The organism is Bradyrhizobium sp. BR 1432 (genome assembly GCF_051547705.1).
In the GTDB taxonomy this organism is placed as follows: domain Bacteria; phylum Pseudomonadota; class Alphaproteobacteria; order Rhizobiales; family Xanthobacteraceae; genus Bradyrhizobium; species Bradyrhizobium zhanjiangense.
Window position 1 is genome coordinate 3,201,845 of record NZ_JBPUGF010000003.1, and the last position, 20,781, is coordinate 3,222,625.

Consider the following 20,781-nt stretch of genomic DNA (forward strand, 5'->3'; position numbering starts at 1 on the left):
CTGTATAATCCAGACGTAACCGACGGACGGTCAAGGGCGCCGGCTCCTGATTGAAGGCGACCTGAGACCGCTTGCTCAGCTTAAGGGGAGGAGCGAAGGGAGGTTCGCATCATGGTTGCCAAGGATCTGAAATTCGCGACCGAAGCGCGCGAACGGATGCTGCGGGGCATTGATACGCTGGCGAATGCCGTCAAGGTCACGCTCGGTCCCAAGGGGCGCAATGTGGTGATCGAAAGATCGTTCGGCGCGCCGCGTATCACCAAGGACGGTATCACCGTCGCCAAGGAGATCGAGCTTGAGGACAGGTTCGAGAACATGGGCGCCCAGATGGTGCGCGAGGTGGCGTCCAGGACCAGCGATATCGCGGGCGACGGCACCACGACCGCAACCGTGCTTGCAGAAGCCATTGTCAAGGAAGGCGCCAAGTCGGTCGCCGCAGGCATGAATCCGATGGACCTCAAGCGCGGCATCGATCTTGCGGTGGACGCGATCGTGCATGACCTGAAGTCTCATGCCAGGAAGGTGACGGCTAACGAGGAGATCGCTCAGGTCGCCACCATCTCGGCAAATGGCGACGCCGAGATAGGCAAGTTCCTCGCCGAGGCCATGAAGAAGGTCGGCAATGAGGGCGTCATTACGGTGGAAGAGGCAAAGAGCCTCAGCACCGAGCTCGAAATCGTCGAAGGCATGCAGTTCGACCGTGGCTACATCTCGCCCTATTTCGCCACCAATGCCGAAAAGATGCGCGTCGAGCTCGAGGACGTCTATCTGCTGATCCACGAGAAGAAGCTGTCTGTACTGCAGACCCTGCTTCCGCTCCTGGAGGCGGTGGCGCAATCGGGCAAGCCGCTTCTGATCGTCGCGGAGGATGTCGAAGGCGAAGCGCTCGCAACGCTCCTGGTCAACAAGCTGCGTGGCGGCTTGAAGGTCGCCGCGGTGAAGGCGCCGGGTTTTGGCGAGCGCCGCAAGGCGATGTTGGAAGACATTGCGATCCTGACCGGCGGCACCGCGATCTCCGAAGATATCGGCATCAAGCTCGAGAATGTCACGCTCGACATGCTCGGGCGCGCCAAGAAGGTCGTGGTCGATAAGGAGAGCACGACCATCGTCGACGGCGCCGGCGCGAAAAAGGACATTGAAGCGCGCACGACGCAGATCAAGGTGCAGATCGAGGAGACCACCTCTGACTACGACCGCGAGAAACTCCAGGAGCGTTTGGCGAAGCTTGCCGGCGGGGTCGCGGTGATCCGCGTCGGCGGCGCAACCGAGGTCGAGGTCAAGGAGCGCAAGGACCGCGTCGACGACGCGCATCATGCAACGCGCGCAGCGGTCGAGGAAGGCATCCTTCCCGGCGGCGGCGTCGCCCTGCTGCGAGCGCAGAAGGCGCTCAAGGGCATGAGGACGGCCAATGCCGATCAGAAGGCAGGCGTCGAGATCGTGCGTCGCGCGCTGCGGATGCCAGCATGCCAGATCGCGGAGAACGCGGGTGAAGAGGGCTCGCTGGTCGTCAACAAGGTGCTTGAGAACGACAACTACAATTGGGGGTTCAATGCTGCAACCGGCGAATATCAGGACATGGTGAAGGCCGGCGTGATCGACCCCGCCAAGGTCGTGCGTACCGCGTTGCAGGATGCCTCCTCCATCGCCGCGCTCCTGATCACGACGGAAGCGCTGGTCGCCGAAAAGCCGAAGAAGGCCGAGACGCATGCGCCGGGCATGCCGCCAATGGATTTCTGACGGCAACCAGCCGCTCCCTTCCGGGCGCGATCAAGCCTGCATCAGGCTTGCTCTTGCAATACTGCGGCACCGAGTTCGTCGAAACGAAACAGCTGAAAGATCCGCTGGCCATTGAAATCGAGGACCCTCAAGTCGTCTGTTTCGTGCAAATCGCTCTCGACCGCGTGGAAATGGCCGCCATAGCGCTCCTTCGCGAGATCAAGCGGCACATCGAAGGCGACAAACTTGCCGATTCCCTTGGCTTTGAGCCTGCCCAGGAACTTCGGATCGTGCAGCGTTCCGTGGGACGTGAGGACCAGCAACGGACCACTGGCCGTCAGCAGCAGAAAGGACCTCATCGATCAACTCCCTGGTCGTTGGTTTCATCAGCACCTATGCCGTGAACAAGGCCGCGGCAACCGTCGTGCTGGTGCGTATCGATAGATACATAAGAGCGAGCTGGCTCGACTGCACGGTTGCGATTGTTCAGAGAAGGGGGCGGCATCGTCTTCGACACGCTCAATCTGCGACACGACCGCACCTGCGCTTCGGCGAACCGGACGGCAGCAGCCTATCGGCAGTGTCGTCGAGAGCTGTGCGCCGCGTGTCCTGATCCCAAGAGGTCGCCTTGTTTTCGAAGGCCCGTCGGCGATGACGACCAGGCCTTTACCGGGCCTTTCGCGCTATCGGCCAGTCGAAGTTATTGCGGGGGGGCATCAGGCTGGCTGCGGTACCGCAACCTGGTCTTGCCAGCAGAGCAAAGGCAATGGCGCGCCGCTCAGAACAAAACCGCGAACTCTTATGTAGTGGAAATACCGATACAATCCTGCACCGCACTGTGATGCGCTGCGGTTCACTGCTGCGCCGCACCAACTGAGGCATTGAGGGCGCTGCATTGCAATAGGCGCCACCTCATATGTGCGAGGAGAGAGGGAGCAAGCCTCGCCAGGTTGACTGAAACGATCTAAACTCGTTGCCAGCTCGTAACGCTCCCGCTGGACGTTGAGCGTGAATTGCGCTCCCGCCACGGCATAGGGAGTGCCGGATGATCGAATTTCTGAGACATGCATTCTTGAAACGGCCTCGCGCTGCGGGCGCCGCCAGCGCCCGCCTGCGCGAGAGCACCCTGCGGCCCGTGTGATTTCGAGGCTACGCGATAGCTTGGGAGACAGCGTATGTCACAAGGAACAGCAGAAGTGTCGGAAGCCGAGATCGCGGTCCACTGGCAGGAAGAGAATTATATCAACCCGCCGGAGAGATTTCTCGCGCAGGCCAACCTGACTGACAAAACGGTCTTTGATCGATTCAGTCTCGATAACGTCCCGGACTGCTTCAAGGAGTACGCCGATCTCCTTCATTGGTACCGGCCCTGGGACATCACGCTTGATACGAGCAATCCGCCGTTCTGGCGATGGTTCGTCGGCGGCAGGATCAACGCCAGTTACAACTGCGTCGATCGCCATCTCGCCAAGTACAAGAACAAGACGGCGATTCACTTCGTCCCCGAGCCGGAGCACGAAGCGATCCAGCACGTCACCTACCAGGAGCTCTATGTGCGCGTGAACGAGGTCGCGGCATTGTTGCAAGACGGCTGTGGTCTCAAGAAAGGCGACCGGGTGACGTTGCACATGCCCATGGTGCCGGAGCTTCCGATCACGATGCTGGCCTGCGCCAGGCTCGGGATCATTCACTCGCAAGTCTTCAGCGGCTTCAGCGGGAAGGCCACGGCAGATCGCATCGTCGATTCCGAAAGCCGTGTGTTGATCACGATGGATGCCTATCACCGTGGCGGCCAGCTTCTCGATCACAAGGAGAAAGCCGACGTCGCAGTCAGCGAGGCGGAGAAGGAAGGCGCCAAGGTCGAGAAGGTGCTCGTGTGGCAGAGATACCCTGGGCGATACTCAAGCAAGACGCCATTGGTTGAGGGCCGCGATTTCGTCATGAACGAGATGTTGTCGGGCTATCGGCGGCGCCGGGTCGACCCCGTGGAAATGCCCGCGGAAGATCCGCTGTTCCTGATGTACACCAGCGGCACCACCGGGAGGCCAAAGGGATGTCAGCACTCTACCGGTGGATACCTACTCCTACGTCGCGGGAACGTCGAAATACATTCAGGACATCCATCCGGAGGATGTCTACTGGTGCATGGCCGACATTGGCTGGATCACGGGTCACTCCTACATCGTCTATGGGCCGCTGGCGCTCGCCGCCTCGTCGGTGGTGTATGAAGGGCTTCCTACCTATCCTGACGCGGGGCGCCCGTGGCGCATCGCCGAAGAGCTCGACGTCAATATCTTTCATACCTCGCCGACAGCAATACGGGCGCTTCGGCGCGCCGGGCCGGAAGAGCCGCCAAAGTACAACCACCACTTCAAGCATATGACCACCGTGGGCGAACCCATCGAACCGGCCGTCTGGAAGTGGTACCACGACGTCGTTGGCAAGGGCGAGGCGGTCATCGTCGACACCTGGTGGCAAACGGAGAATGGCGGTTTTCTGTGCAGCACGATTCCGGCGCTGAACCCGATGAAGCCGGGAAGCGCGGGGCCGGGAGTGCCGGGCATTCACCCGATCATCTACGACGAGGCAGGCGCCGAGATTCCACCGCGCTCTGGCCGTGCCGGAAACATCTGCATCCAGAACCCCTGGCCGGGCTCGTTCCAGACGATCTGGAAAGACTCCGATCGTTTCGTCCAACAGTACTACGCGCGTTACTGCAAGGATCGATCGAGCCACAACTGGCGCGATTGGCCGTACATGGCCGGCGACGGCGCTCTACAAGCGGCCGATGGCTATTATCGCATCCTGGGTCGAATCGACGATGTCATCAACGTGGCCGGGCACAGGCTTGGGACCAAGGAAATCGAGTCCGCGAGCCTGCTTGTTGAGGAGATCGCCGAGGCGGCAGTGGTTCCTGCCAGGGACGAAATCAAAGGCAAGGTCCCCGATCTCTACGTCTCGCTGAAGCCTGGGCTCGCCCCCAGCGAGGACATCCGCAAGCGAGTGGAAGACTCCGTGATCCGTGAGATCGGGGCGATCGCTCGTCCGCGCCGTGTCGTGATCGTCCCCGATATGCCGAAGACCCGTTCCGGAAAGATCATGCGCCGCGTTCTCGGGGCGATTTCGAACAACGAGGATGCGGGCGACATCTCGACGCTGGCCAATCCCGAGATCGTCGATGAGATTCGAAAGATGAAATCCTAGTCCGCGGTCTTCGTGGCTTGTCCCGCGAGATGCGTCGGACAGAACACGGAGGAGAGCGATGGAAACAAACGAAATCGTGGAGTGCATCCGGCCGTTGCTCGCAAGGTTCTCCGAGGATGAAGTGGTCGTGCGCCGCTTAGTGACGACAGACGGAACCTTCGACGCACTTTGCCACCAATACGGCCGCGTCACTGATCTCCTTAAAGCTTACGAGGCGAGAGCTGATCAGGAGGCGGAAGTTGAGTGGCTCAAGAAGCGCCGGGCTGTGCTGGAAGAAGAACTGCTGACGCGCATTGAAGGATATCAGCCGCAGTAGTGCTGCTCCTGCGAGGCGCGGAGCGCGCTGTCCGGCGGGCGATCGTCACAGGCACGCTTCAGCGCAAGCCAATTGCGGCGCGACGCGACCTGATAATTCCGAGCGTCCAGACACAAATGGCGCACCATTCAGAACAAAAACACGATCTCTTATGTGCTTGAGATTGCTATCTAATTCTAGACCGCGCTATCCAATCGAGCACGTCATGAAGACGCCGGAGCTCACGGACGAGCACCGCGCCGGCATCCTGGGCGACAACGCAGCCAAGCTACTCAAGATCAGCCTCAGCTGACGCTGCCCCAGCGCGACGACGCTGGCGCCCAGTAGCTCCGGCATCGTCCCTCGGACGACCGCCGTCTCACCGTGCTGCACCGGCGAGAGTGTGGATCATCCTCGAGCTATTCGCAGCTACCAGCCAGGCAGCCTGCGACCCCGTGGCCGTTCGCCGAGCGGAACAGTTCGGCGTCGGAGGCGTTTTTCGCACTGACAAAACGCCATGGGGGGACCTATGTGCTGATGCGAAACGACCGAACTGCGCTTACGCTTAAGTGTCCCGCGTGCAGTCGGGTGACGCCGCATCGGTTTCTTTACATTAAGAACGGTTGCGACATCTTTCAATGTCGTAACTGCGGACTGGGACGCACCGAGGCATCGAGCTTCGATCCTCTCGCCTATTATGACGATGGCTACTTTTCCGGCCGTCAGTCCGACGGCTACGCTGACTATCGCGGCGCCGAACCCGTGCTACGGCGCGAGTTCGCCCGCACGGTCGAGTTCATCCAGCGCCGCAAGCCACAGGGCTACCTGCTCGAGATCGGTTGCGCCTACGGCTTTTTTCTCGATGAAGCCCGCCGCGCCGGATTTGAGGTGAGCGGCATCGAGCCGGCGGAGGCGGCTGCCGCCCATGCTGGCGATCTCGGCTTGAACGTCGTCTGCGGCCTGCTGAGCGAAGCGACTCTCAACTCGTTTGGCACCCTGGATGTCATAGTGCTCCTCGACGTCATCGAGCATCTGCCCGACCCGCAGGAAGCCCTCGCGCTATTTGCGGACCATCTCCGGCCGGACGGAATCATCGTGCTGACGACCGGAGACTTCGGTTCCTTGGCGGCGCGCTCGACCGGCGCGCACTGGCGCCTGATGACGCCTCCGCAGCACCTGTGGTTCTTCAACCGCGACAGCATCGCGTCTCTGGCCCATTCGGTCGGCCTTTGCGTCGAGAGTTCCGATCACCCCTGGAAATTCGTGCCGTTCTCGCTGATCGCCTTCCAGGTCGGTCGCATGCTCGGCCGCAGGATCGCGGCCAGCCCGAGCGGCAACCGGTTCGCCATTCCGGTGAACCTGTTCGACGCGATGCGCGTGGTCTTGAGCAAGGCGCCCCCATATCCTGATACGAGCCTCCCATGACAGAGCGCCTCAACTTCGGCCAGATCGCATTGCTCCTCACCTACGCGGCCGGCATGGCGGCGGGCCAACTCCTGTTCAAGGCCGCCGCGCTGCGCCTCGGCAACGGCCATCCGTTGTCGGCGCGTGCGCTGCTGCTATTGCAGGACGCACCGTTTATCGGCGCCATCGCGCTCTATGCGGCGCTGTCCGTCCTGTGGGTCTGGCTTTTGACATTCACGCCGCTGTCGCGCGCGTATCCGTTCGTGGCCGTCGCGTTTGCGGTAACGCCCGTCCTCGGCGCGCTGGTGTTCGCCGAGCCGCTGTCGGCGCGCCTTCTGGTCGGAATCGCGGTGATCGCCTGCGGTCTTGTGCTTGTTGTGGGTTGATGAGACATGAACGGCCGGATTCGCAATCCCTGGGTCGTTGTCGCGGCGTACAATGAAGCGCCGGTGGTCGGCAGCGTCGTGTCCGGCATTCGCCGCGCGGGATACGCCGTCGTCGTAGTCGATGACGGCTCCGGCGACCGCACCGGCGACGTCGCGTTGCTCGCAGGCGCGGTCGTCGTCCGGCATCCGATCAACCTCGGACAGGGCGCCGCGCTGCAGACCGGCATCGACTACGCCCTCGAGCAGCGTGCGGATGCGCTCGTCACGTTCGACGCCGACGGCCAGCATTCCCCGCGGCCATCGCCGCGCTGCTCGCGGCGATCGAGCAGCCCGGCATCGATTTCGCGCTCGGCAGCCGCTTTCTCATCGGTGCGACCGCAAATCTGCCGATGTCGCGCCGCATCCTACTCAGCGCCGCGCTCTGGTTCACGCGCGCGAGCACCGGGCTGCCGGTCACCGATACCCACAATGGCCTACGGGCGATGACCGCGCGCGGCGCCCGCGCGATCTTCTTGCGACAGAACCGAATGGCGCACGCGTCCGAGATCCTGCACCAGATCGCGCAGAGCCGCCTGCGCTTTGTCGAAGTGCCAGTAAATATCGAGTACAGCGCCTATTCGCTGGGCAAGGGTCAACGCATCACCGATGCGCTGACCATCCTGATCGATCTGTTTGCACGGAGGCTCTACCGATGATCGCGCAGCTGTTGCTGACGGCCCTTCTGATGTTGGTTCTGGTTTACGCCTGGTCGGCGCATCGGACGGTGCCGATCATCGGCCTTCTTGCGAGCGGCGCTGCGCTCGCCGGCCTCTACTTCGTCTGGGTGCAGGAACACGCTACAGCACTTGCGGCTCTCGTGGGAATCGGCCGCGGCTCCGACCTGATCGTCTATATCTGGGTCGTGATCAGCCTGCTCATCATGCTCAACTTGCATCTCAAGCTGCGGCTCCAGCTCGACATGATCACGCGGTTGGCGCGCGCCGTGGCGATCGATCGCGCCAGGGAGCGACGGCGTGAGGCAGTCCCTCCGCGAAAACGTCGCCCGGTCATGTTGGGTCGAAAGGCCGAGGCGCCCCCGATCGAGTTGCAGGCGAAGAAGTAGATGCCATTGCCAAGTCGCACCGGAACTTGACGTCACTCATCGAGCCCGCGATGATTGGCGTAGATCTTGGCGAACGGGCGGCCAAATCGCGTGACCTCGTCAACCAGTACGGCCGTCGTGCCGTCGGCACAAGGCCAGCGCTCGGTGGCGATCAGGTAGTCGGCCTCTTCCACATGTGTTTCGGCAATCCAGTTGCGTCGGAACATCACGCCTGCGAGTTGCTCGCGCCAGGCCAGGCAGAGGAGCACGCGCGGTGGATCGCCCGCGAACCGGCCTTCGGCGTCAATTCGATCCTCGAGGCGGCGCAGCGCCTCGGGAGCCGCCATGCTCCAATAGTCGAGGTCGAAACGGCCGTAAGCGCCGGCGACGCCGCCTGCCAGACTGTTCATCGCGATATATTCGAGCGGATGTAGGATGACGAGCGTCACCACGATGGCAGCCGTGTGCGCGCCCCCAAGGGCCACGGGCACAATCGGGAGGCGTCGCAAGAAGGGCAAGAGGCTCGTGAGCCCGCGCGCGGCCACGATGGCGAGCATTGGGATCACGAACAATACATGGCGGACACCGTCATAGAGCGTCGAGCCCTGCAGGATGAGCACTGCGATAGGCCCGAACGCCGCCACACTGACGACCAGCACCGCGCGCGATCCTGCGAGCTCGGCCGCGACCGGTCGCAGTCCCACGACGCCAGACCGGCGCAGGGCGCCGAGGGTGGCGCGGGTCCACGACGCTGCAGCACCGATCCAGACCGCCATGCCGAGCAACAGCAACGCCAAAAAGCCCTCGGGCAGACGCGCCAGGAGCTGTCCGGGGATGTACCAGGCGGGCACGTTATCGGTGAACGTGAGCCGGCCCCAGTTCTGGAATTCGAACGAGGTGTCGAGCGTACCAAAGTGCCGATAGGCCTCGAGGAATTGTATGAGCGGATTTCCAATCTGCAACCACGGCCAGAGCGCAATCGCCGTCAGCCAGGCGATGACGATGACGAGCAACGTATGCAAGGCGATCTGGCGCAATTGGCCATAGCCCGCGCGGCCATGGCGCAGCAGCGCCTCGAGCGCGCACAGGCTCATGCCGCCGACGAGGTAGGCGTGCGTGATCACCCCGCCGGTGCGCGTCGCGATGGCGAGGCCGGTGGCAAGGCCCGTCGCGAGGGTCAGAGGCCAGCTCGGCACCTCCTGCCGCACCATCAGGACGATCGCGAGCGTCGACCAGCTCATGGCGAACAGGAACGGCACGTCGATCGGGGCAAAGAACAGGTTGCCGTACAGGTAGCCGGTCAGCAGGCACAGGGTGAGCACCGTCAACCCAGCCCAGCGCCCGACGGTGAGCCGTGCCATCAGCACGACAGCGGCGAGCCCAACGAGGCCGAACAGGAAGGTCATCGCGTGCCGGACCGTGATCGGGCTCGCGAGATCAAGCGACTGCACGGCCGCGACGAGCACCTGAAACCACGGTCCATACATCCAAAGATACTCTTCGACCGTCTCGAACTGAGACCGGTCCGCAAACGCGCTCGTGTACCAGGCAAGTGCCTTGGGGCCGTACTCGTCGGTGTTGAATTCGTCGGTGGACAGCCCGTAATCCGCGGTGGTCACAAGCCCGATGATCAAGGCCACGCCCAGCACAAGGAGCACAAGCAACGTCTCGGCATGGCGAGCAGCGAATGCGAGGCCGAGTTTCGGCCTCGCAAACCCAGAAACGTCGCCATCCACCCGCTCAAGCGCCATGCATTGTCCTGTGATCGAGCCGCTGCACGAGGAATTCAAGCGGCGGATCAGGACGCGAACGGTTCTGCTTGCGCCCGCATCACACCAGGCGACATCCCGCTCAACCGCAATCGCGAACGAACCCCAGCACACCTCGAGTGTTGTCCTGCGCTGGGTTTCGATAACGCGTCTGAAGGGAACTTTGTTCCCGAAGCTTCAAATCAGGTCTCCCAAGGCGGGTTAGCAATGGCGATCCTTATCACCGGAGGTGCCGGATACATTGGGAGCCACATGGTGTACGAACTTGCTGATCGTGGCGAACAGCCCATCGTGATCGATGATTTTTCATCGGGCTTCGAATGGGCAATACCATCCGGAGTTCCGGTTTTCGTTGAGGACATCGGGGATCAGCGGCGAGTTGCGCCGCTGATCGCGAAGTATGGGATTTCCGAGATTATTCATTTTGCGGGTTCGGTCGTTGTTTCGGAGTCGGTTGCCGACCCGCTTCGATATTACCGCAACAACACCGCAAATTCCCGAAGTCTGTTCGAGATCGCAATCAGAAGTGGAGTGCGGCGTTTCATCCTCTCGTCGACGGCTGCGGTGTACGGGAATCCGCCGGCAAATCCTGTCACGGAAGAGACCCCCGTTGCGCCTGTATCACCTTACGGCGCATCCAAATTCATGGCCGAAACAATGCTGCGTGATGCTGCACGCGCTCATGGCCTGCGCTACGTCATCTTGAGGTATTTCAACGTAGCAGGCGCCGATCCTGCTCTGCGCACTGGACAGGCAACCCGAGGGGCAACGCATCTTATCAAGGTTGCAGCGGAGACTGCCGTGGGTCTGCGAGAGAGGATGCAGGTTTTCGGCACCGATTATCCCACGCCTGACGGGACCTGCATTCGCGACTATATCCACGTGAGCGACCTCGTAAACGCTCATTGTCACGCGCTTTCATACCTGCGCGGTGGTGGAGAGTTCCTGACGCTAAATTGCGGCTACGGCTGCGGCTTTTCGGTCATGCAGGTGATCGACGCCATGCGGCGCGAATCTGGATACGACTTTCCCGTCGAACTTGCCGCCCGCCGGCCTGGCGATCCGGCGGAGATCGTGGCGTCGGCGGAACGGATGCGCAACCTTTTAGGCTGGCGACCCCAATGGGATGATCTTTCCCTGATCGTCCGCCATGCGCTCGCTTGGGAACGCAAACTATTGGCACAAGGTAACGCCAGTCTTCCCTCCGGAGTGTCTCAGCTGGTCCCGCTCCGTCCCATTGTCAGCAAGGTTAGACGGGGCAAGCGTCTGCCGCGCGGAAGTTCAACGCTCGTCCAAGAACAGAGGAGGCGCCGGCGATGAGCCTGGTGATGGCAACCAGTGCCATCGCTGCGCTCGTTTTCCGTCAGCCGGGGGTGGGGGACTCAGCGACGAGATTCGGCACAAGCGCGAGTCGCGCGCACAGGGGTCGTCTGGTCGGCAGCAGCCGTGATTCAGAGCCCCTTTGCCGGCCGCTACAAGCCGGACTCCGCCTTCCCTACGAGCGCACATTCTGTAGCCGCTTATTATGCGAATTGAGCCGCCAAGTCACAAAACTTCGCTGATGCAGTCGGCTGTGAGGGTCAGCTGGCGAGTGCGAATACTAGCGCCGCCTCACGGGGGGGCGGCATCGTAGAATGTCGTAGAACATCGCGGAAAATCGCAGAATGGCGCTCCCTAGGGGACTTTAGGCCCCACGGGAAATCAAACACTTAGGAGATGGTGGGACAGAAAACGGTTCTACAGAATCGTTATCGTTTCTAGCGCGACTGTCTCACCAGCGGCGCCCGCATGGGCCGCCGCTAGAGGGTAGAATCCGACATGACCAACACTGCGAACGGTGGCCTCCCTGAGGCCGCCGCAAAACCCGTTTCCGGCGGCAAGGGCCAAGACTTCAACGACATGCTCCGCTGCGGTGCCGATCCGTCCTGTATTGTGGATATCGTCGAAAATGGCGATGTGCCTCCGCACGAGCGCATCGCCGGATGGATCGAGTCCGATGATGACTCCGACGTGATGGACCCCCTTTCGGAGGCCGGCGGCGCCCCGGAGGGGGAGCAAGGCGGCGCAGGGGCGGCCGTGGACGCGCCAAAGGCGTCCCCGCGCTCTTGGGGGTTCGATGTCGGGAACTCAACCGAAGCTACGCGCTGGCGATTTGGGGCGGTAAGGCATTGGTGGTGAACGAGCAGCCTCACGGGCCACTTAATGACCGAGTGCGGCTGATGTCTTTCGAGTCCATGAATTCATGGTTTGCGAACCGCCAGACCGAGGTTGTGGGGAGCGACGGCAAGATCAGGTCGGTGACCTGGGCGAAGGCTTGGCACCAACACCCGGATCGCCGGCAATATGACGGCGTGGAGTTTTTCCCCAATCCGGACGGGGCCGCCAGCACGCCAAACTATCTCAACCTCTGGCGCGGATTCAGCGTCACTCCGTCCCCTAAAGGCCGTTGCGGACGATTTCTGGACCATCTCCGCGTCAATGTTTGCCGGGATAACGACGAATATTACCGGTATCTCCTCGGCTGGATGGCCCACCTCGTGCAGCGGCCGAGGGAGCGACCGGGCATCGCCTTGGTGATGCGCGGTCGGAAGGGCACCGGTAAGACTGTTGTCGGCGAGGTTTTGGGATCACTGTTCGCGCCTCACTATTTCCCGGTGGACGATGCGAGATACCTCACGGGACAATTCAACGCACACATGGCGACTTGCTTGCTGTTGCAGGCCGATGAAGCGATGTGGGCGGGCGACAAGGCCGCCGAAGGCAGGCTTAAAGGCTTGCTCACTTCGCGAATCCAAATGATCGAGTCCAAGGGCGTCGATCCGATCAGAATGGAAAACCGCGTGCGCGTCATCATGACATCCAATGAAGATTGGGTTGTTCCCGCAACCGGCGACGAGCGGCGATTTTTTGTGCTCGACGTTGGTTCCTACGCCGAGCAGAACAACGAATATTTCGCAGAGATGTACGAGGAATTGGACGCCGGCGGTCGCGAAAAGCTACTCCATGAACTCCTGTCGTTCGATCTCAGCAAGTTCAATATCTGGCGCATTCCGCAAACAAAGGCGTTGCTCGATCAAAAGCTGCGCTCGCTCGATCCAATCGATGACTTTGTGTTCAACCGGCTTTGGGCGGGATCATGGCTCCACGGTGACGACGCCTGGCGCGGGACCGTTGTTAGGGATGACCTGTACGCGGAGTATCTGAAGGATGCGTCTCGCATGGGCATTGGCCGTAAGCGTAGCAGCGCTGATTTCGGCAAGCGACTTAAGAAGCTTGTTCCCGGCATCGGGGATATTCGGCCCTCTGTTGAAAGAGAGCCCGGTGTTGTCAAACGAACGTGGTGCTATTCAATGCCTTCTCTTGACGAATGTCGAAACGCATTCGATAAGTGCGTCGGCCAACCGATCGATTGGCCGGCGCTCCCGCCGGGAGAGGGCGAGCGAGCGCAGTACGCAAGTCCGGATGACGATGCTCCGGTCTAGACGGTCTAGGCTAGGCGGGTTTGCCTAGACGCAAATTCATCAATCAAATCAAAAGTCGGTCTAGGCTGTCTAGGGAGTCTAGGTCGCGCGCGTGTAGGCAAAATTGTAGGCCGGTCTCAGCTTGAGGCCGGCCGTTTTGTTTCTGACTTCCTCTTTTCCCGTAGACTGCCTAGACATCCTAGACCGACCCTTATTTTTAGGGGTTTCTCGCGTCTAGGCCCCGTTCAGGTGCCTAGACTCCCTAGACGCAAACTCACAACAACCAAACGGCTCTGCTGCCGAGGTGTCCATGGCGACACCTCGGCACGCGGGGCCGTTTTCTTTTATGGAGACTAAAGTGGCTAAGCCAACCAGAACACAGATCGACTTTGCAAGGGTGATGACCATCAGACAGCGCGGCGTGCTGAATTCGCTCGTGATGTTTGATTGTTACATGAGTGCCAGCGAGTTGGCCGACGAGGAATTGAAAGACATCGTGCGACATCAGCTCGCGCGGTGCATCGTCCACCCTGACCTTGATGGGCGTCTCTCGTGGGGAGCAACTGACAACGGACGGACCATCTCGCGCATGATCCGGCAGGGGAAACTCTAGGCCAATGCGCGGGTCCTTCCCGGACCCCACCTCCCTACGGCACAAGCGCGCCCCAACTAAGCGGAAGCCAGAACCTAAAAAAACTGGGTTGACAAGGTTGACAGACATCCCGCGTCGGTTGCGTACTGCGGAATTCCGTGCAGTTGTTATCGCCTTACTGGAGAGAGGCATTGTGTTGCAGCTCAAGACTTTTGGCACGTCGTTGCCGGCGCCATCGCCAGATCGACAAGGAGGCACAATGCTTCACCAACGTTTGAGCTGGGCGTAACCTGTGTCCGAGCTCGTGAGCGAAATTAGGCTCAGGCCAACTCGCATCGGATTCCTTGTTCGGCCGTCAGACCTGACCTCTGTGCGCGCGATCATGCGCGCGTGCACCTGCCTTTGGGGCGGAGCGTACAATCCGATAATTCCAGTTTTCAATCGGCCGCCGCCCGAATGGAAGCCTGAAATTTACGAACGCTTCAAGGGTCCGGCGGTCGCGAAGGGTTACGTCCGCTTCTTTGAGCCGGACGTCTACGTTGAGGCAGAGGAAGGCTTGCTTGAGAAAGCCGGCATCGCGGGGATTCGCGAACAACACGCAATGCATCCGCAGGCTATCACCTTGGAACAGCTTTTCGAAGCTCGGGATGGCCGCAGCTACTCGGAACCAACGTTCGGACTGAATATGATCGATGTGTTTCGGCACATCTACGAATCAGAGCAACGATTTGTTCTGCGGGACAAGGGCGATTGCGTACGCGTCAAACCTCAGCGCGGCAACGCTCTTGTTGAGTGCATCTTCGGCGCGTTCCCCACTTCAGCTGACCTGTCCTACGTTACGGCCGCGTATGCAGACGTTTACAAACCCGAACAGGCAGAGGCTTCGCCGGAAACTTGGAAACGGGTATTCCAGAAAGGGTCGCAAACACCGCTCCGTGCCACGCATTATCAACTCAACGCGCAACGGTATTGGCATCACGATCCTGTCTTGTTTGTTTTTGATCCGACCCGCGCGACAGACCTAATCGATGTTTGGAATTTAAAACTTCGAACCCAATCGAGTCCTGCCAATTCCCCTAGACTGGTTTGAGACGCTGTCAGACTATATTTCCGCATTTGTAGAGTCTCAGCACCGTCCGGTCGTGGGAAATCCCAACGGCGTTATGCACAACGCAACAATCGAGTTTAGTCGCTCAATAAGCAAAGTGACGGCCGAGGGTCTTGTAGGAAAGCTAAAACGCGACCTTCCTGCCGGAGCTTTAGTGATGAAGCTTTGGCGAAATCCGATCTGGATTGATCGCCACGATCCCTTTGTACATCGTGACACACGACTGCAAGTGACAGCCGATGAAAAGCAGATGGACTTAGTCGTCAAAGACGACGAAGCGCGATTGAGGACGATCTTTGAACCATTGGTGCCCAAGCTTTCGAGCCGGTACGGCGGCAACCATCATAGGTGGGTAAATGTGCTAAAGCCTTCGAGCTACGGGCATCAGAACGCCGCGACCGTACTTCCGTTCAACACGTTCGATCGCGCTTGGCCACGCCTTGGCATGGGTGGGGAGCAAATACCGATAGGCTCAGAGGGATGGGTTTATCCTCAGCAATTCAAAAACCTCGGACAATATGTTTCGTTGCTTCGGTCTGAGGAAGCGATCATCGGTTCGCTCGAACGGTATGGGGTGACTGCCCAACCTCTCCGAGCCCGGCCAGATTGCGAAGCAGATGCTTGAGCACCTGGGCGGACTAAACAGGGTCGGCATGCTCAGCCGAAATCAATACGCTGCGGCTGCTCAACAAGATGGCTGGCGGCCTACGGCGCAGACGCATTGAAGACAATGCCATCGAGGAGAGCTTCGAACTTCGCACTGCCTCGATCAAGGATTGGCGAGATCTTATGGCAAAGCGAAACCAAGAACTCTTCGTCGCCCGGAGTTAAAACATTTCACCGACGCGAACGTCATACGGTTAGGTCTGGAAACGGACTGCCCAACGTGCCGGGCCACAAATTGGACTTCGTTAACAGCGGCCGATTATCGATTGACCTGCGAACGCTGCCTGAACCCATACGAGTTTCCACAAGCCGAACTCCGTAGCCAAACTGGCAATTGGAGTTATCGTGTCGTTGGCCCTTTCTCAACGCCCGACTACGGAAGAGGTTCTTACAGTGCCCTTCTCGCGCTCCGCGTTGTGAGCCACGCGATCAACTCAATGGATCGGATGACTTTTTCAACCGCTATGGACTTAAGGTTTGATGGGATCGCACGCGAGGTGGATTTCATCGCTTGGCACAGTGACGACAGATTAAATGACATGCAACGCCCCCCGCAACTTGTGATCGGAGAAGCAAAATCGCTTGGCCAAGGCGACCTGATAACTAAGGACGAATTAGCGAAACTTAGGTCCGTGGCCGAAAAACTGCCGGAGGCTGTGATAGTGATTGCTGTCTTGCGCGATCATTTTACGCAACCTGAGATCAGTATTTTGCGACGATTCGTAGCTTGGGGCAGACGCGTTAACGTTCACGGAGAACCAACCAATCCGGTATTGCTCCTGACTTCCCACGAACTAACGATGGATCATAATATTTCAAGCGCTTGGAAAACGCTCGGCGGCAAGCATGCTCAATTTTCCGGATTCAACCAAGTGCGAACGTTATCCATGCTCGCAGATGCGACGCAGCAAATTTACTTGAACATGAAGTCATTTCAGGTTGAACGATCGGAGTACTGGCAAAAGCGGCACGCGCGTCGTCAAGCTCGGCAAGCCAATACCAAAGCCGGGACGGTCTCGTAGGGCAGCGGTTTCTTCCCTACCTCAGCTACTTAAAGGCCGGCGCGCTTTGTTTCGTACGATACAAATACATAGCGCATAATGCGCTAGCCTTTGGTTGCATGCGCCTAAGCTTGCGCGGCTCTGAGAAATCAGAAATGGTCGGTGCGTAAACCCGAATCGAATAGCTACATCTTCTCCTTAGTTTGCAGCGTTTCGACCTGAGCGGTCTCACTGTCCGCTAGCAGGCTGCGTTGCCCAGAGTGGAAAGCTTGAAAGCGCGTCCACTTTCTTCGAACAAGATTCTAGTGCCCGGCCTTCGGCCCGATTGCGCCGATGGATGACAACTCGAAAGGTCTAACTCCTATGACGAACACAGACGCATCTGTCCGATTCGCGAGTTTCATCAATGAAGATACAGGTGAGATCGCGCCATTTTTCTTACACACGCACACTGGGATAGACACCGAAATAGATCGGCGAATTCACAGTGACGCGCGCGCCCAGCAAAAGCACGAGGCAACCCGCGCCAAGTTTCATCTCGCATTAACGTTGGCCAGTCAGGACCCATGTCCAATTCGATACTGAAGAAGCGGCAGCGTCACACCTCGACCCTGCAAATGCTGATTGATCGCCAGGCTTTCGGCCCTCGGGTTTCGCGCGAGGCGATGATCATGATCGCGGCGGCGAAACGATACTACTCCATCATGACGGCCGGGACTGAGTCGACCTCCTTGACCGGAACACCTAACTCAAAGGTGGATAGCTCGCTCAACCCCGCCCGATTTGATGCAGCGATCGTTCGTTCAATCGATCAGAGAAAGGAGATCAACGATCTCCGAAAAGGTCTCAGTCCGTATTTCTCAACGGTTCTGGATTTCATCCTCGTCGATGATCTGACGACCAAGGAAACGGCCGAACGACTATTTTCGAAAGCGGACAGCAAGACCGAAACTTTGACGCTCGAACGGCTTCGGGGGGCTCTGATGCATGTTGCGGCCTCGAAATTTCACCTGCTTTCGGAGTAGGAGAAGTCGGGTACCCGACATGAATCCTCTCTTGCCGCATACGCGAGAGCATTCCATACTGACTATCATCACGACGAACCTCGGCCGCAGCAAATCATGCGTGCCGAGGTTTTTCTTTTTCACACCCATAGCGAGGTAGAGAGAATGACTAATGCAAGGGGCGGCGGCCTGACCCTTAAGCAACTGGCCGATTTGCATCAGATGACGGCTGAGAACATGCTCACTGTTCTGAATGATCCTGCACCCAAGGCAACCGGCTTCAAGAAACGGTTTGATTTTGCCGATGCGCTGGAAGTCGAGATCGCGCGGCAAATGAGCGACAATTCAGGGGTGCCGATGAACGAGGCATTTCGGCTGTCCATGTACACGATGGCTGCGCAATCCTTTCTCGCGTACGAGGCCGCCGGCAACGGTTCGTCCCAAGATTTCTGGTTCGCGGTCACGGCTTCGCGTAACACGTGGGGGAGCGCACCACGTGGCTCCTGGCCCTTGACCGGTTTCGGCCCGAAAGAATATTGGGCAGAGATGCACTATATTGGCTCGCTCGGAACAATCATGGGTGAGATTTCCGAGTCGATCGGTCGCGATCAGGTTCAGTATCCGGATTCGGACCCGGCTAGGATCACCATGTGCAACGTGTCGGCCGCCGATCGCCGGCTCCGCAAGCGCGCAGCCGAACTGGGGATCGAGTTGAACGAGAAGTAGCGGTGGGCTCCCCATGGCCACTGCCTCCGAGGCACCTAATGTGGATTTGCCGGCCAACTTTGAACAGCGATGCGCGACGATGGATGCGCGCTTGCAGGCCGGCGAGCCGATGACGGTCGAGCATCTCACCGATCAACTCGGCGCGCCCTATGATTTTCTCACTTTCGCGCTCACCGTTATGTTCCGCGCGATAACACAAAGCGTGCCGGCTTTGGCCGATCTCTCGCCCGCTCGGCCGCTTCACTAAGGATCAAGATGACACAGATCGACGCAACGCGCCGGCCTATGCCGGCCGCGAACGCTGGCGTACGCACGCCATTTCGAGTCGGCGTGATTGCCGTGCGCCTAGCTAGCGAGGACATCGCCGCCCGGTTCGCGGCGAGCACTTACAATCCGAAATCGCGAACAGTTATCGCCGTCCTGTCCATCGGTGCACGCATCCCAAGATTCGGAAGCGTTTGAGGAATTGTCGATCGCACCGGACGCGATCGACCTCCGCCGCGTGGCGCTCGGGCAAGTCCGATTGCTCGACAGCCACAACCGATCCTCGGTTGAAGCCATCTTGGGCGTCATCACCGATGCGTGGATCGAGGGCGGAAAACTGCTTGGCCGTATCCAATTCTCCGAAACGGACGCGGGACGATCAGCCGAGGGTATGGTCGCACGCGGCGAAGTCTCGGCGATTTCGATTGGCTATAGCGTCCGCGTTTGGACGCGAGTTCGGCATCGAGGATGATGCCGAAATCTGGCGCGCGGACAAATGGGAGTTGTTGGAAGCTTCCCTTGTTTCCGTTCCCGCCGACGCCGACGCGCTGATCCGCTCGGCGCACACGACTCTCAACACATCAGTGAAAGGAAACCGGATGGACCCGGAAATTACTTACAATTCAAACAACCACGAAACCACCGAACCGAGCGGCCAGTCGCCGCAGCGTGGCGCATCGCGTCCCGTGATGTCTGATCGCGAGGTGCGCGAGGCTTACGACCTTGCGGAACGCGCGGGCATTGGGCTTGATTTCGTGCGCCAGCATGTTGGCGCCGGCGGCTCGATGGACGATTTTCGCAATCGCGTGTTCGAGCGGCTGGCGGGCGATGCCAACCGGACGCGCACCAATCCGACGCGCACGAGCGGGGATGAGACGTTCGACAATCCCGAACTTTCTGAAGCCGGTCGATCAGCGATGCGCTGTACGCCAAGATGACCGGCAAGGTGCCCACGGGCGCGGCCGTCGAGTTGGTGGGGCGTTCCATGCTGGACATGGGCGCTATGATCTTGGAGGCAAGCGGCGAGCGCGTGTCATGGGCCGATCGGACGAGGTTGGCTGACCGTATCTTGACGCGGGGACATTCAACGTCCGACTTCCCATACCTGCTTTCCAGCGCGGGCAACCGGGTGTTGGCCGACGCCTATCAGATCGCGCAAACGCCGCTGAAAAACCTCGCGCGCCGGCGCACCGTGACTGATTTCCGTCCGGTGTCGATCTTGCGACTCAGCGAGGCGCCGCGCCTCGACAAGGTTCTGCAAAATGGTGAGATCAAGCACGGGAGTCGGGCGGAAGCTAACGAGGGCTTTGCCGTCGATACTTATGCCAAAATCTTTTCGATCTCGCGGAATGCGATCGTCAATGATGACCTCGGCGCCTTCGCCGACGCGTCGGCCGCATTCGGGCGCTCCGCCGCATCAACGGAAGCTGATCTCCTGGCTGGATTGCTGTTGGCCAACTCCGGTGATGGGGCGAAGCTGAGCGATGGCAATCCGCTTTATGGAGCCGCGCGGGGGAACAAGGCGGCGGCTGGAAGTGCGATCACAAGCGATGCGCTTGGCGACGGCCGGAAGGCACTGCGCAACGTTTTCGATATCGACGGCAAGACTCCGCTCAACGTGGTGCCGCGTCATCTGGTTGTCGGAAGCGCCAAGGAAACCGAGGCGGATCGCGTTGTCGCGATCATCAATCCGACCTCCGAAGTCGATGTCAATCCGTTCGGCGGCAAACTTACGGTGCAGGTCGAACCTCGCCTGACCGGCAACGCGTGGCGGCTTTTCGCTGATCCGAGCCAACTGGCGACGATCGTCATCGCCTATCTTGCAGGCCGCGAGGGGCCGCAGATCGACTTGAAAGAAGGTTGGGACGTGCTCGGCGTCGAATTCCGCGCTGTGCTCGACGTTGGCTGCGCAGTGCAAGACTGGCGCGGGACCTACCTGAATTCGGGCGCATAAGGCACGCGCTCACATCAATCGTGCGGGACCGCCCTAGTGCGGCCCCGCGCCACCGTGAATGGGCAATCTCCTGTAGGGCGAGCGGCCACGTCCTCGCCGAAAGCGATCCTCCCCGCCCATTCTCGGCTCCGCACGTCGGGGCCAAGGATC

The 20,781-nt window shown here is 59.9% G+C and carries 23 protein-coding genes; 21 read left to right on the forward strand and 2 right to left on the reverse strand.

Annotated features, from left to right (window positions below; translation table 11 throughout):
• The first annotated feature begins 111 nt into the window (after positions 1-111).
• Positions 112-1,737 carry a chaperonin GroEL gene (gene groL, locus ACSKB8_RS15210; RefSeq protein ID WP_438104975.1) on the forward strand — a complete coding sequence of 542 codons (1,626 nt, stop codon included), beginning with the start codon at positions 112-114 and terminating at the stop codon, positions 1,735-1,737.
• A gap of 41 nt (positions 1,738-1,778) precedes the next feature.
• On the opposite strand, the gene ACSKB8_RS15215 is transcribed toward groL, so the two are convergent.
• Complete coding sequence (locus ACSKB8_RS15215) at positions 1,779-2,075, reverse strand: hypothetical protein (protein WP_027575249.1); 297 nt, start codon at positions 2,073-2,075, stop codon at positions 1,779-1,781.
• A gap of 837 nt (positions 2,076-2,912) precedes the next feature.
• Here ACSKB8_RS15215 and ACSKB8_RS15220 point away from each other — a divergent pair.
• The 8 genes from ACSKB8_RS15220 to ACSKB8_RS15255 all read left to right on the forward strand — a co-directional run bounded on the left by ACSKB8_RS15220 (position 2,913) and on the right by ACSKB8_RS15255 (position 8,107).
• Positions 2,913-3,944: an AMP-binding protein gene (locus ACSKB8_RS15220; RefSeq protein ID WP_438104977.1), complete on the forward strand. Its 1,032-nt coding sequence runs from the start codon at positions 2,913-2,915 to the stop codon at positions 3,942-3,944.
• Complete coding sequence (locus ACSKB8_RS15225; RefSeq protein ID WP_438104979.1) at positions 3,862-4,920, forward strand: AMP-binding protein; 1,059 nt, start codon at positions 3,862-3,864, stop codon at positions 4,918-4,920. The genes ACSKB8_RS15220 and ACSKB8_RS15225 overlap by 83 nt, the downstream gene beginning before the upstream one ends.
• 58 nt (positions 4,921-4,978) lie before the next feature.
• Positions 4,979-5,236: a hypothetical protein gene (locus ACSKB8_RS15230; RefSeq protein WP_438104980.1), complete on the forward strand. Its 258-nt coding sequence runs from the start codon at positions 4,979-4,981 to the stop codon at positions 5,234-5,236.
• Positions 5,237-5,752: 516 nt separating this feature from the next.
• Positions 5,753-6,640 (forward strand): class I SAM-dependent methyltransferase, encoded by an 888-nt coding sequence (locus tag ACSKB8_RS15235; RefSeq protein WP_370986508.1) that lies wholly within the window; start codon positions 5,753-5,755, stop codon positions 6,638-6,640.
• Positions 6,637-7,005, forward strand: a complete 369-nt coding sequence (locus tag ACSKB8_RS15240; RefSeq protein ID WP_438104982.1) for a hypothetical protein — start codon at positions 6,637-6,639, stop codon at positions 7,003-7,005. The genes ACSKB8_RS15235 and ACSKB8_RS15240 overlap by 4 nt, the downstream gene beginning before the upstream one ends.
• 6 nt (positions 7,006-7,011) lie before the next feature.
• Entirely contained in the window at positions 7,012-7,491 is a 480-nt protein-coding gene (locus tag ACSKB8_RS15245) for a glycosyltransferase family 2 protein (RefSeq protein WP_438104984.1), read from the forward strand.
• A complete protein-coding gene (locus ACSKB8_RS15250) occupies positions 7,488-7,700 on the forward strand; it encodes a hypothetical protein (RefSeq protein WP_438104986.1) in 213 nt (70 codons plus the stop codon). The genes ACSKB8_RS15245 and ACSKB8_RS15250 overlap by 4 nt, the downstream gene beginning before the upstream one ends.
• Positions 7,697-8,107, forward strand: coding sequence for a DUF2304 family protein (locus ACSKB8_RS15255; RefSeq protein ID WP_438104987.1), 411 nt, complete (start codon positions 7,697-7,699; stop codon positions 8,105-8,107). The genes ACSKB8_RS15250 and ACSKB8_RS15255 overlap by 4 nt, the downstream gene beginning before the upstream one ends.
• A gap of 32 nt (positions 8,108-8,139) precedes the next feature.
• Here the strand turns inward: ACSKB8_RS15255 and ACSKB8_RS15260 are convergent, their stop codons facing one another.
• Positions 8,140-9,837, reverse strand: coding sequence for a hypothetical protein (locus ACSKB8_RS15260; RefSeq protein WP_438104989.1), 1,698 nt, complete (start codon positions 9,835-9,837; stop codon positions 8,140-8,142).
• A gap of 225 nt (positions 9,838-10,062) precedes the next feature.
• Here ACSKB8_RS15260 and galE point away from each other — a divergent pair, with 225 nt between their 5' ends.
• The 12 genes from galE (at position 10,063) to ACSKB8_RS15320 (ending at position 20,631) form a co-directional block, all read left to right on the forward strand.
• On the forward strand, positions 10,063-11,175 hold the full coding sequence (galE, locus tag ACSKB8_RS15265; RefSeq protein WP_438104991.1) for a UDP-glucose 4-epimerase GalE: 1,113 nt from the start codon (positions 10,063-10,065) through the stop codon (positions 11,173-11,175).
• A 498-nt stretch (positions 11,176-11,673) separates the two neighbouring features.
• A complete protein-coding gene (locus tag ACSKB8_RS15270) occupies positions 11,674-12,033 on the forward strand; it encodes a hypothetical protein (RefSeq protein ID WP_438104993.1) in 360 nt (119 codons plus the stop codon).
• Positions 12,034-12,074: 41 nt separating this feature from the next.
• Complete coding sequence (locus ACSKB8_RS15275) at positions 12,075-13,337, forward strand: DUF5906 domain-containing protein (protein ID WP_438104995.1); 1,263 nt, start codon at positions 12,075-12,077, stop codon at positions 13,335-13,337.
• 337 nt (positions 13,338-13,674) lie between these two features.
• Positions 13,675-13,929 (forward strand): hypothetical protein, encoded by a 255-nt coding sequence (locus ACSKB8_RS15280; protein ID WP_438104997.1) that lies wholly within the window; start codon positions 13,675-13,677, stop codon positions 13,927-13,929.
• Positions 13,930-14,278: 349 nt separating this feature from the next.
• Positions 14,279-14,998, forward strand: coding sequence for a hypothetical protein (locus ACSKB8_RS15285; protein WP_438104998.1), 720 nt, complete (start codon positions 14,279-14,281; stop codon positions 14,996-14,998).
• A 52-nt stretch (positions 14,999-15,050) separates the two neighbouring features.
• Positions 15,051-15,641, forward strand: coding sequence for a hypothetical protein (locus tag ACSKB8_RS15290; protein ID WP_438105000.1), 591 nt, complete (start codon positions 15,051-15,053; stop codon positions 15,639-15,641).
• 457 nt (positions 15,642-16,098) lie between these two features.
• Complete coding sequence (locus ACSKB8_RS15295; protein ID WP_438105002.1) at positions 16,099-16,704, forward strand: hypothetical protein; 606 nt, start codon at positions 16,099-16,101, stop codon at positions 16,702-16,704.
• A gap of 545 nt (positions 16,705-17,249) precedes the next feature.
• A complete protein-coding gene (locus ACSKB8_RS15300; protein ID WP_438105003.1) occupies positions 17,250-17,708 on the forward strand; it encodes a hypothetical protein in 459 nt (152 codons plus the stop codon).
• Between the two features lie 96 nt (positions 17,709-17,804).
• Positions 17,805-18,413: a hypothetical protein gene (locus ACSKB8_RS15305; protein WP_438105005.1), complete on the forward strand. Its 609-nt coding sequence runs from the start codon at positions 17,805-17,807 to the stop codon at positions 18,411-18,413.
• 13 nt (positions 18,414-18,426) lie between these two features.
• Positions 18,427-18,660 carry a hypothetical protein gene (locus tag ACSKB8_RS15310; protein WP_438105006.1) on the forward strand — a complete coding sequence of 78 codons (234 nt, stop codon included), beginning with the start codon at positions 18,427-18,429 and terminating at the stop codon, positions 18,658-18,660.
• Between the two features lie 358 nt (positions 18,661-19,018).
• The gene (locus ACSKB8_RS15315) at positions 19,019-19,615 is read left to right on the forward strand and encodes a hypothetical protein (protein ID WP_438105008.1); all 597 of its coding nucleotides are present in this window, start codon (positions 19,019-19,021) and stop codon (positions 19,613-19,615) included.
• Positions 19,612-20,631, forward strand: coding sequence for a phage major capsid protein (locus ACSKB8_RS15320; RefSeq protein WP_438105009.1), 1,020 nt, complete (start codon positions 19,612-19,614; stop codon positions 20,629-20,631). Before ACSKB8_RS15315 ends, ACSKB8_RS15320 begins: the two co-directional genes overlap by 4 nt.
• Positions 20,632-20,781: the final 150 nt, after the last annotated feature.

Bases quoted from the DNA above. Each gene is read 5' to 3' on its own strand.
- groL (WP_438104975.1), top strand. From the start codon at position 112: ATGGTTGCCAAGGATCTGAAATTCGCGACCGAAGCGCGCGAACGGATG.
- ACSKB8_RS15215 (WP_027575249.1), bottom strand. From the start codon at position 2,075: ATGAGGTCCTTTCTGCTGCTGACGGCCAGTGGTCCGTTGCTGGTCCTC.
- ACSKB8_RS15225 (WP_438104979.1), top strand. From the start codon at position 3,862: ATGGCCGACATTGGCTGGATCACGGGTCACTCCTACATCGTCTATGGG.
- ACSKB8_RS15230 (WP_438104980.1), top strand. From the start codon at position 4,979: ATGGAAACAAACGAAATCGTGGAGTGCATCCGGCCGTTGCTCGCAAGG.
- ACSKB8_RS15235 (WP_370986508.1), top strand. From the start codon at position 5,753: ATGCGAAACGACCGAACTGCGCTTACGCTTAAGTGTCCCGCGTGCAGT.
- ACSKB8_RS15240 (WP_438104982.1), top strand. From the start codon at position 6,637: ATGACAGAGCGCCTCAACTTCGGCCAGATCGCATTGCTCCTCACCTAC.
- ACSKB8_RS15245 (WP_438104984.1), top strand. From the start codon at position 7,012: ATGAACGGCCGGATTCGCAATCCCTGGGTCGTTGTCGCGGCGTACAAT.
- ACSKB8_RS15250 (WP_438104986.1), top strand. From the start codon at position 7,488: ATGACCGCGCGCGGCGCCCGCGCGATCTTCTTGCGACAGAACCGAATG.
- ACSKB8_RS15255 (WP_438104987.1), top strand. From the start codon at position 7,697: ATGATCGCGCAGCTGTTGCTGACGGCCCTTCTGATGTTGGTTCTGGTT.
- ACSKB8_RS15260 (WP_438104989.1), bottom strand. From the start codon at position 9,837: ATGGCGCTTGAGCGGGTGGATGGCGACGTTTCTGGGTTTGCGAGGCCG.
- galE (WP_438104991.1), top strand. From the start codon at position 10,063: ATGGCGATCCTTATCACCGGAGGTGCCGGATACATTGGGAGCCACATG.
- ACSKB8_RS15270 (WP_438104993.1), top strand. From the start codon at position 11,674: ATGACCAACACTGCGAACGGTGGCCTCCCTGAGGCCGCCGCAAAACCC.
- ACSKB8_RS15275 (WP_438104995.1), top strand. From the start codon at position 12,075: ATGTCTTTCGAGTCCATGAATTCATGGTTTGCGAACCGCCAGACCGAG.
- ACSKB8_RS15300 (WP_438105003.1), top strand. From the start codon at position 17,250: ATGTCCAATTCGATACTGAAGAAGCGGCAGCGTCACACCTCGACCCTG.
- ACSKB8_RS15305 (WP_438105005.1), top strand. From the start codon at position 17,805: ATGCGTGCCGAGGTTTTTCTTTTTCACACCCATAGCGAGGTAGAGAGA.
- ACSKB8_RS15310 (WP_438105006.1), top strand. From the start codon at position 18,427: ATGGCCACTGCCTCCGAGGCACCTAATGTGGATTTGCCGGCCAACTTT.
- ACSKB8_RS15320 (WP_438105009.1), top strand. From the start codon at position 19,612: ATGACCGGCAAGGTGCCCACGGGCGCGGCCGTCGAGTTGGTGGGGCGT.